General features: G+C 47.5%; 8 protein-coding genes and 1 tRNA gene. 8 read left to right on the forward strand and 1 reads right to left on the reverse strand.

Going from position 1 to position 8,213, the window contains the following annotated elements; all coding sequences use genetic code 11:
* The first annotated feature begins 27 nt into the window (after nt 1-27).
* From VN447_RS04190 to VN447_RS04225, 8 genes are all read left to right on the forward strand, one after another.
* On the forward strand, nt 28-804 hold the full coding sequence (locus VN447_RS04190; RefSeq protein WP_325523128.1) for an electron transfer flavoprotein subunit beta/FixA family protein: 777 nt from the start codon (nt 28-30) through the stop codon (nt 802-804).
* An 18-nt stretch (nt 805-822) separates the two neighbouring features.
* On the forward strand, nt 823-1,755 hold the full coding sequence (locus tag VN447_RS04195) for an electron transfer flavoprotein subunit alpha/FixB family protein (protein WP_325523129.1): 933 nt from the start codon (nt 823-825) through the stop codon (nt 1,753-1,755).
* Nucleotides 1,756-1,789: 34 nt separating this feature from the next.
* Nucleotides 1,790-3,073: an FAD-dependent oxidoreductase gene (locus VN447_RS04200; RefSeq protein ID WP_325523131.1), complete on the forward strand. Its 1,284-nt coding sequence runs from the start codon at nt 1,790-1,792 to the stop codon at nt 3,071-3,073.
* On the forward strand, nt 3,070-3,360 hold the full coding sequence (locus tag VN447_RS04205) for a ferredoxin family protein (RefSeq protein ID WP_325523133.1): 291 nt from the start codon (nt 3,070-3,072) through the stop codon (nt 3,358-3,360). The genes VN447_RS04200 and VN447_RS04205 overlap by 4 nt, the downstream gene beginning before the upstream one ends.
* A 133-nt stretch (nt 3,361-3,493) precedes the next feature.
* Nucleotides 3,494-4,771, forward strand: a complete 1,278-nt coding sequence (locus VN447_RS04210) for an MFS transporter (protein ID WP_325523135.1) — start codon at nt 3,494-3,496, stop codon at nt 4,769-4,771.
* 51 nt (nt 4,772-4,822) lie between these two features.
* Nucleotides 4,823-6,289, forward strand: a complete 1,467-nt coding sequence (locus VN447_RS04215; protein WP_325523137.1) for an S-layer homology domain-containing protein — start codon at nt 4,823-4,825, stop codon at nt 6,287-6,289.
* Between the two features lie 116 nt (nt 6,290-6,405).
* Complete coding sequence (locus VN447_RS04220; protein ID WP_325523139.1) at nt 6,406-7,704, forward strand: MFS transporter; 1,299 nt, start codon at nt 6,406-6,408, stop codon at nt 7,702-7,704.
* Nucleotides 7,705-7,895: 191 nt separating this feature from the next.
* Nucleotides 7,896-7,971 (forward strand) — tRNA-Trp (locus VN447_RS04225).
* Nucleotides 7,972-7,976: 5 nt separating this feature from the next.
* On the opposite strand, the gene VN447_RS04230 is transcribed toward VN447_RS04225, so the two are convergent.
* Nucleotides 7,977-8,213: hypothetical protein (locus tag VN447_RS04230; RefSeq protein WP_325523141.1), on the reverse strand; the 237-nt coding region annotated here is incomplete at its 5' end.

Here is an 8,213-nt window from a genome sequence, read left to right on the forward strand (position 1 = left end):
CCTCTCTATAAGAGAAAGGGGAAAACCATGCAAAAGCTTCTTGTCTGCTACAAGTGGGTACTAGACGAACAAGACATTAAGATTACCGGAGATTTGTCCCTCGACACCAGCAGGGCTAAATACAAAATCAGCGATTATGACAAAAATGCAATAGAAGCAGGAGCACTCTTGGCAGAACAGCACGGAGTCAGCGTTGAAGCCCTCACTTTTGGTACCGCTGCTGCAAAACAATCCCTGAAAGACGCTCTGTCGCGAGGTCTGGACAAAGTGTACTGGATTGGCGATGCAGCGGCAGAACAGGCAGACGCTTTTGTGACCGCTAATGTACTGGCCGCCGCTATCAAAAAAGCCGGACAGTTTGATCTTATCCTGTGCGGGGAGGGTAGTGCCGACTCCTATAGTCAGCAGACAGCTTCCCGTCTGGCAACTTTACTTGGCATTCCTGCCATCACTTTTGTGCAGCAGTTTACTGTAGCTGACGGCCGTGTAACGGCTACCCGTAAACTGGGCGACTGTACTGAGGAAGTGACAGTAACCGGTCCTGTCGTGATTAGTGTTTTGCCGGAAATCAACAAGCCTCGGATACCTGGCTTAAAGCAGGTTATGGGCGCTGCAAAAAAACCTTCGGAAGAATTGAAGGTGGCTGATTTAGGTCTTGCCGCCGACGAGATGGCACCCAAGGTACGCAGTTTGTCGATGAAAGGCTATGTCATGGATCGGAAAAAAGTCATCTTTAAAGAGGCTAATCAGGTCGATAATGTTGCCAAGTTAGTTGCCAGCCTTGCCCAAGAGGGCCTGTGCTAGAGGAAAGGGGAAAAGAACATGCCAGGAATTTGGATCTATTCAGAAGATAGCGCGATTGCCAGACAACTCTTAACTGCTGGCCTTGACCTGAAAAAAACTATGAATCAGCCTATTGTAGTGCTTACGCTAAGTGCCGAAGACTCCCAGGCTCTTATTTCCGCTGGCGCTGATAAGGTGTGTATAGTTAAAGGCACCAATCCTTGGCCTGAAAGCTATGCCAATGCTGTGGCCGAACTACTGGACAAAGAAGCGGTCAACGTACTATTAGTAGGCGGAACCATGAGAGGCAAAGATTTTGCCGCTAAAGTAGCTGCCAGTCTGAAGGCCGGTCTTGTTACCGATGCCTTGAGTGTAGCTTATGCCGGCGACGCCATTGAAACCACCCGCTTAGTGTATGGTGGTGTGGCTGTGCGTACTGAAGCTGTAGCACTGCCGGCTCTTGTTACCATACCACCCCGGACCTTCGCTGAGGCAGCCGATCAAGGCGCTGGACCAGGAGAAGTGGTGTCTGTGGAAGTCGCCAATGATGACGAGCGGGTCTCAGTAACTAACGTTTGCCCTATTGTTCGTCAAGGCGCAGATATTGCTGCCGCTGACCGTGTGGTTTGCGTAGGGCGCGGCTTAAACAAAAAAGAAGATCTGGCACTGGTCGAAGCCTTGGCAGCGGCAGTTGGTGCTGAAATCGGCTGCACCCGCGGTATCTCCGAAGATTATCACTGGCTGCCTAATGAACGTTATATCGGAATTTCCGGCCAGAAGGTCAAACCCGAACTCTATATCGGTATGGGAATCTCCGGTCAGGTACAACACGTAGTGGGGGTTAGAGATTCCAAGATTATTGTTGCTATTGACACTAATGAAAAAGCCCCGTTTTTTGAAGCAGCTGATTATGGCATAGTAGGGGATCTCTACGAAGTAGTGCCCTTACTGACCAAAGCGATGCAAAAATAGGCCGTAATGCCGTTTACCATGGGGGGATTTCACTATGTCAGCTGATGAAAAATTTGATGCCATAATTATCGGTGCCGGTCCGGCCGGCGCTGCCTGCGCCTACGTGTTAGCTAAAGCAGGGAAAAGTGTTTTATTGGTGGAGCGGGGTGTGAGTGCAGGCAGTAAAAACGTCACTGGCGGGCGCCTGTATACCTATGCACTGGAATTGGTAGAACCGGGTCTGTATCAGCAGGCTCCACTGGAACGAAAAGTGGTCAGGGAGCAAATCATGATGCTCGGACAAAACAGTGCAGTCACCATGGATTATGCCGACTACAGTTTCGGAGAGGGGGTTCCCCAATCATACTCGGTACTTAGGGCTTCCTTTGATGAATGGTTTGCTGCCCAGGCAGAAGCTCAAGGCGCCATGCTGGCTCCCGGAATTGTAGTGGATGAACTCATTGAAGCCGATGGCAGGATTGTCGGTATTAAGGCCGGTGACGATGAGATCTACGCAACAGTTGTAATCGCGGCTGACGGAGTTAATTCCTTCATCGCCCAGAAGGCCGGGTTACGGGACGACATTACCGCCCATACCGTAGGTGTTGGGGCTAAAGAGATTATCGAACTGCCGGAAAAGATCATTGAGGACCGGTTCAACTTACAGACGGGAGAAGGCGCGGCCCGGGTGCTGATTGGTTGTTCTAATGGCGTGCTCGGTGGTGGATTTCTCTACACTAATAAAGGAAGTATTTCTTTGGGGGTGGTGCTAAACCCGGAAGATCTTGCTAGCCAGACCAAGAAAATTCATGAAATTCTTCAGGATTTAAAAATGCATCCCGCGATCTATCCGCTGATCAAAGACGGTACAACAGTAGAGTATGGTGCACATCTAGTGCCGGAAGTCGGTTATCACGCCATGCCGAAGAGGCTCTACCGGGACGGCTTGGTGCTGGTAGGGGATGCTGCCGGTATGGTGGTGAATAGCGGTACCATCCTCCGGGGCATCGACCTGGCTATTGTCAGCGGGGTAGCCGCAGCGCAGGCAATCCTGAAAAATGCCGAAGAGAGCAATGTGGGTCCGGCTTATGTACAAGCATTAGAAAACCTCTCTCTTATCTCCACCATGAAGCTTTATGCCAATTTCCACGAGCTGATGAGCAACCCGCGGATGATATCTGTATATCCGGCCATGGCCAATGACATGATGAAAACATTGTTTGCTGTGGACGGTAACCTGCCGGAGCGCATGGACAAGGCCATGCTGAAGGTCCTGAAAAAGCATGTAACATTCGCCCAGCTCATTGCTGACGGTTGGAGGGGGTTTAAGGCGATATGACTGTAAAAAAGCTTTCACCCGAAGAGCTTCTGGGATTGAACAAATTCGTTGTTGATGAAGAAGAACCGCATATTGTGCTAGATAAGACTATTTGTGCCAAGTGTCAGGAGAAGCCCTGTCTTGTCGTTTGTCCTGCAGTGCTCTACACCTTGAAAGAGGGTGAGATGAATTTTGATTATGCAGGGTGTTTAGAATGTGGTACTTGCCGGGTAGTGTGCAAAGACAAAGGGATTATTAAGTGGACCTATCCGCGTGGTACCTTTGGTGTTGCCTTCCGCTGTGGTTAATGCAATCTAAAGAGTAGATACCGTATGTATTTGGCCAAAACTTGGCTGAATACATAACGGTAAAATTGACAGAACTATAAGAAAATACTGGGAATAGTAATTAGCAATTATTTTGTGTGAGGGGATTAAAAAAATGGAAAACAAGCAACAGTTCTATGGCTGGAAACTGGTAGGGGCGTTGTGGTTTTTGTATCTCCTAAACATGGGATTTCCGCTGTACGGCGGCGCAGTCATTAATACGTACATGCTAAAGGAAATCACCATGGAGCGTAGTGTTTACGGCATGGGCTTTACATTATTGAACTTTTTCGTAGGTGTGCCGTCTATTCTGGTTGCTGCCGCTATTGGTAAATGGGGAATTAGATCAACCTTTGGCATTGGCTCAGCCCTTATTCTCATAGGGACTTTGTGGATGGCTTTTGTTGCATCCCAGCCGTGGCATTACCTTGTGGGTTTTGGCGTTATTATTGGTTCAGGGATTGGCTTTGGTACCATTGTACCGCTATCCACAGCAGTAACCCGCTGGTTCAAACGGTATCGCGGGCGGGCTATGGCAATTACCTTAACCGCTTCAGGCTTTGCCGGTTTTCTGGGAGCGCCGCTTATGAACAAGGTGCTTGCCGCTAACGGCGGTGACTGGCGTCAAGCTTGGCTGATGGTTGCCGGGATTGCAATTGTAGCGGCAGTAGTTGCCTTTTTGACAGTAAAAGAAAGACCAGAGGATTTGGGGCAGTTGGTTGATGGAATTGAGGAATACGCTGGCGCCCAAGGCGGTCCGGCCAATTCGCTGGCTACCAAGTTTAACTGGACTCCCAGTGAAGCCTACGGGACTCGTGCTTTCTGGATGATTGTTGTTGGTTCTTTCGCTTGTCAGTTTCCTTTCTTCTTTTTTACCGCCCACTGGATCTTGCACTTAAGAGGTTTAGGTATTAACCCGGCTGATGCCGCGTGGGCGATGGGGCTCTTTACCATGGGCGGCATCGGCGGACGGCTGATCGGCGGCTGGCTGATGGATAAAATGCCTGCTCGTTTTGCCTTCATGATGGGGATTTGCTGCTACTTCGTAGGTTCTTTCCTGGCTATTAATGTTACGGCAAGCTCGCTGATGGTCGCTTTTGCTGCCGCTATTCTCTACGGTGCCGGTTTTGGCTGGACCTTTGTCTGCTTAAACACCATGGTAGGTAACTTCTTTGGCCCGGTAGCCTTTCCCAAAGTAAATGGTACGATGCTGCTCTTATCCGCGCTTGCCTGCTCGCCGGCCGGGATGGTTGGCGGTAAACTATTTGATATGTTTAAAAGCTATACACCTGCCTTCTACTTAAATGTCGCTATCTGCTTAGTAGGAATATTTGCCTTATTTTTTGCCACCATGCCACAGAAGAAAACTGCTGATTCAACAATTAAAGCATAACAACAAATAAATTCAGATGTAAAAGCACTTATATAAAAAAAGGGAGCGATAATGATGAGAAGAATGAAACAAGCAAAAAAATGGCTGGCAATTGTACCACTGGCGCTACTGTCGATTACCATGGCTGGAACCCCGGCATTGACCAATACGGTGCATGCTGCAGCAGTACAATCCTTCAGCGATGTTCCTGCCGATCACTGGGCCTATCAGGCTGTGGGCAAGTTAGCAAAAGCCGGGTTGATTGATGGGTATAACGATAAAGCGTTCAAGGGTGATAGGACCTTAAGCAGGTATGAATTTGCCATTGTTGTGGCCAAAGCCATTGATAAGCTTGAAAAAGCCGATGAGACCAATCAGAAGCTGATTGATAAACTTTCTATTGAGTTTGCAACTGAACTTAACCGTCTGGGGGCCCGGGTTGCTAAAGTGGAAAGTAAGACTAATACCTGGGTCAGTGGTGAGACTCGGGTTCGGTACTTCGGCAATGAACCAAAGGCTCCTGGCACAACCAAGTTACATGGCTCAGACAGCTTTGATTTTCGTCAGCGTATTAAATTCCAGGGAACTATAAATGACGATATATCCTGGATGGCGAGGCTATCAGCAAGTTCTAAGTTTGGCAACTATAATAATGGTACCGATGGCAGTAATGCTTCCTTTGATCTTCTTGCTGTGACTGCAAAAAATGTCATTGGTATTGATAAGGTTCGTATTGGGCGTTTTCCTTATGACAACTTTACACATGGACTATTCGGTAAAGCGATTGGTGTTGATGGAATTCGTATAGATGAAGGCTTCGGTAATGTTACGTTTACCGGTTCGGTAAATAACATTAAAGGCAATGGCATAGCTACTAATATTTCTGGACCTGCCAGCGCAAGCGGCGATGCAAACACTTTGACTACCGCTCAACTATCAGGGAAGGCCAACGATAATCTTGGCTGGAAAGCAGGTTACTATTGGTCTGATGTTTCTGGTACCAGCACTGCTGACGGCAAAGGCTCATTAAATACCCGGACTGGCTCTTTCTCGCAATCTAAAGGGTGGGCGGCCGGTTTTGACGCTAAATTGGGCGGTGTTATGTTGATTGGTGACTATGTGTCAACTCAACTCCAAGGGGCAAGTAATCTTCCTACATCACCTAAAGGCTGGTCTGTTGAACTAAGTAGCGCTACTAAACAGCCACCGATTTACTTTTCAGGTAAATACCTTGTAGACGCCAAAAAGGCGGGTGATTTTGGCTGGTCGGTTTCTTATCGCAGTGTAGATGCCGGGGCGATTCCATCTGGTGCCGGCGGGTTTGACGCTCAGGCAGTTAGTTATCCAGCAGAGGCCTATTCGACACTTGGCAAGGGTACTGACAATGTCAAAGGACTTTATGTTGCCTTTCAAAGTACTGTAAGCAAGAATGTAATCTGGACTATTGAGGGGCAAGATCTGAAAATCAAAAATAGTAGTTTGACTGGGTTTGAAAATCTTGGGAAAACCTACATGACTAAATTTGAGTTCTTCTATTAAAATCTAACCAGTATGCGCAGTATTATTTGGGGGCCCCGACTTGTTCGGGGCCATCTTTTGCACAATCTGGATTCTACTCATATTAAAAGTAACTTTAAAACAGGGAGGCAACAGCTGTGAGTGTCGAAAAAGTATTGATGCAACAGGCATCGGCGACAGAGAATCCGACCAAACAGCGGGTGGTCGTAATTGTTGTCCTGTTAGTGACATTACTAGTCGCTTACCTTGACCGTGTTAACGTATCGGTGTTGGTTGCCGATGAAATCTTTTTGGCAGAGATGGGGATAAAGGGAAATGCAGTGGCGATGGGATCGCTGATGTCTTTATTTTTGGCCACTTATGCGATCGCAAATAGTATACTGGGTCCACTGGGCGACTGGTGGGGACCCCGCAAGGTAATGGCTTTGGCGATTGTATTTTGGGGACTTTCTTGTATTTACGGCGGGTTGGTATCGACTTTTGCGGGAATGATTGTTGCCAGATGTATTCTTGGCCTTGGCGAAGGTATGCATTGGCCTATGCAGATGAAGTTTGTCAGGAATTGGTTTCCGCCGAATGAGCGGGCCAGAGCGAATTCCACCTGGCTGTTAGGTTTGGCAGCTGGGCCGGCGATAGCCATGCCCTTATTCGTATGGATTGTCGGGAATTGGGGGTGGCGATCAAGCTTTTTCGCATTAGCAGCTATCGGGATAATACCATTAATCCTAATTTGGTTTTTTACTACCGACTACCCTAGGGAGAGCAAAAGAATCAATCGTCTGGAATTGGAATATATCGAAAACGGCCTGAAAGCCGAGACATTAGCCCAGAGGAAGACAGAACCAATTTCGACCTGGGAGGCATCGAAAGGTTTCTTACTCAATTTTGATTATTGGCTGTGCGTTATATTTTATGTATGCAGCTCTGCAGCGTGGTGGGGGCTTATGACCTGGATTCCGTCATACTTGAAAGAGGCCATGGGTTTCTCTTGGAAAAGTATGGGCTTTTGGGCTAATGCGCCTTATGCCGCTGCGGTCGTTGCGCTTGTTGTTGTTGGCTATCTGACAGATAAGGTGGAACGGAAGGCGACCTTCGGTATCCTGCACATGATCGGGGGAGCTGTAGGGATTTATTTTGCCGCTCATGCTACAGACCAGATAGTAGCCGCACTTTGGCTTGTTGTCGCTGTTTCGGCGCTGGTAATCGGGCTGCCAGGCCATTGGTCCATGATCCAAAAAGTTGTGCCAGAGAAAGCATTGGCAACAGGTAGTGGACTCGAAAGCGGCTTAGGCAGCGCCGGGGGAGCTATCACCCCGGTTATTGTTGGCTATTTTATTGATGCAACCAATAGTTATGTCGGTGGACTGATGTGTTTGGTGATATTTTGCCTGGTTGGTGCATTCGCAATGATAACTCTCTGGATTCGTAAGGTATAACGCACTTAGTGACAGCTTTTAATATGAAAAAACAGACTCTGCCGACAGGGGAGAGTGCCGGCAAAGTCTGTTTTATGATGTATGATATCTTCCTATTTTCTCTACAATGATTTGTTTTTTCACGTAAAAACCATAAATTACCCATTGTATACTAATGAAAAGTATGATATTATAAATATCTGCGGTAGCATAGGGGTATAGCTCAATTGGTAGAGTAGCGGTCTCCAAAACCGTTGGTTGAGGGTTCAAGTCCTTCTGCCCCTGCCATTATATTACAATTGACATAATTGATTGTTGATGTTAATATGATATTCCGCAGCAACAACGGTCCCAGGCAAGACGTACCATCCATGGTACGCCTGTGACAACGTTCCCTGAAAACTGAACAATGTAAAGTAATGCATCATAAAATGCCAGATGTGCGTTGTGCTACTTGTAGCACAAACAAAAACAATTTTTGATTTACAACGAGCCGATAAAACGGCTTCAATAAAAGTTTTTATTGGAGA

Origin of the sequence: Sporomusa sp. (assembly GCF_035561155.1) — a bacterium.
Taxonomy (GTDB): domain Bacteria; phylum Bacillota; class Negativicutes; order Sporomusales; family Sporomusaceae; genus Sporomusa.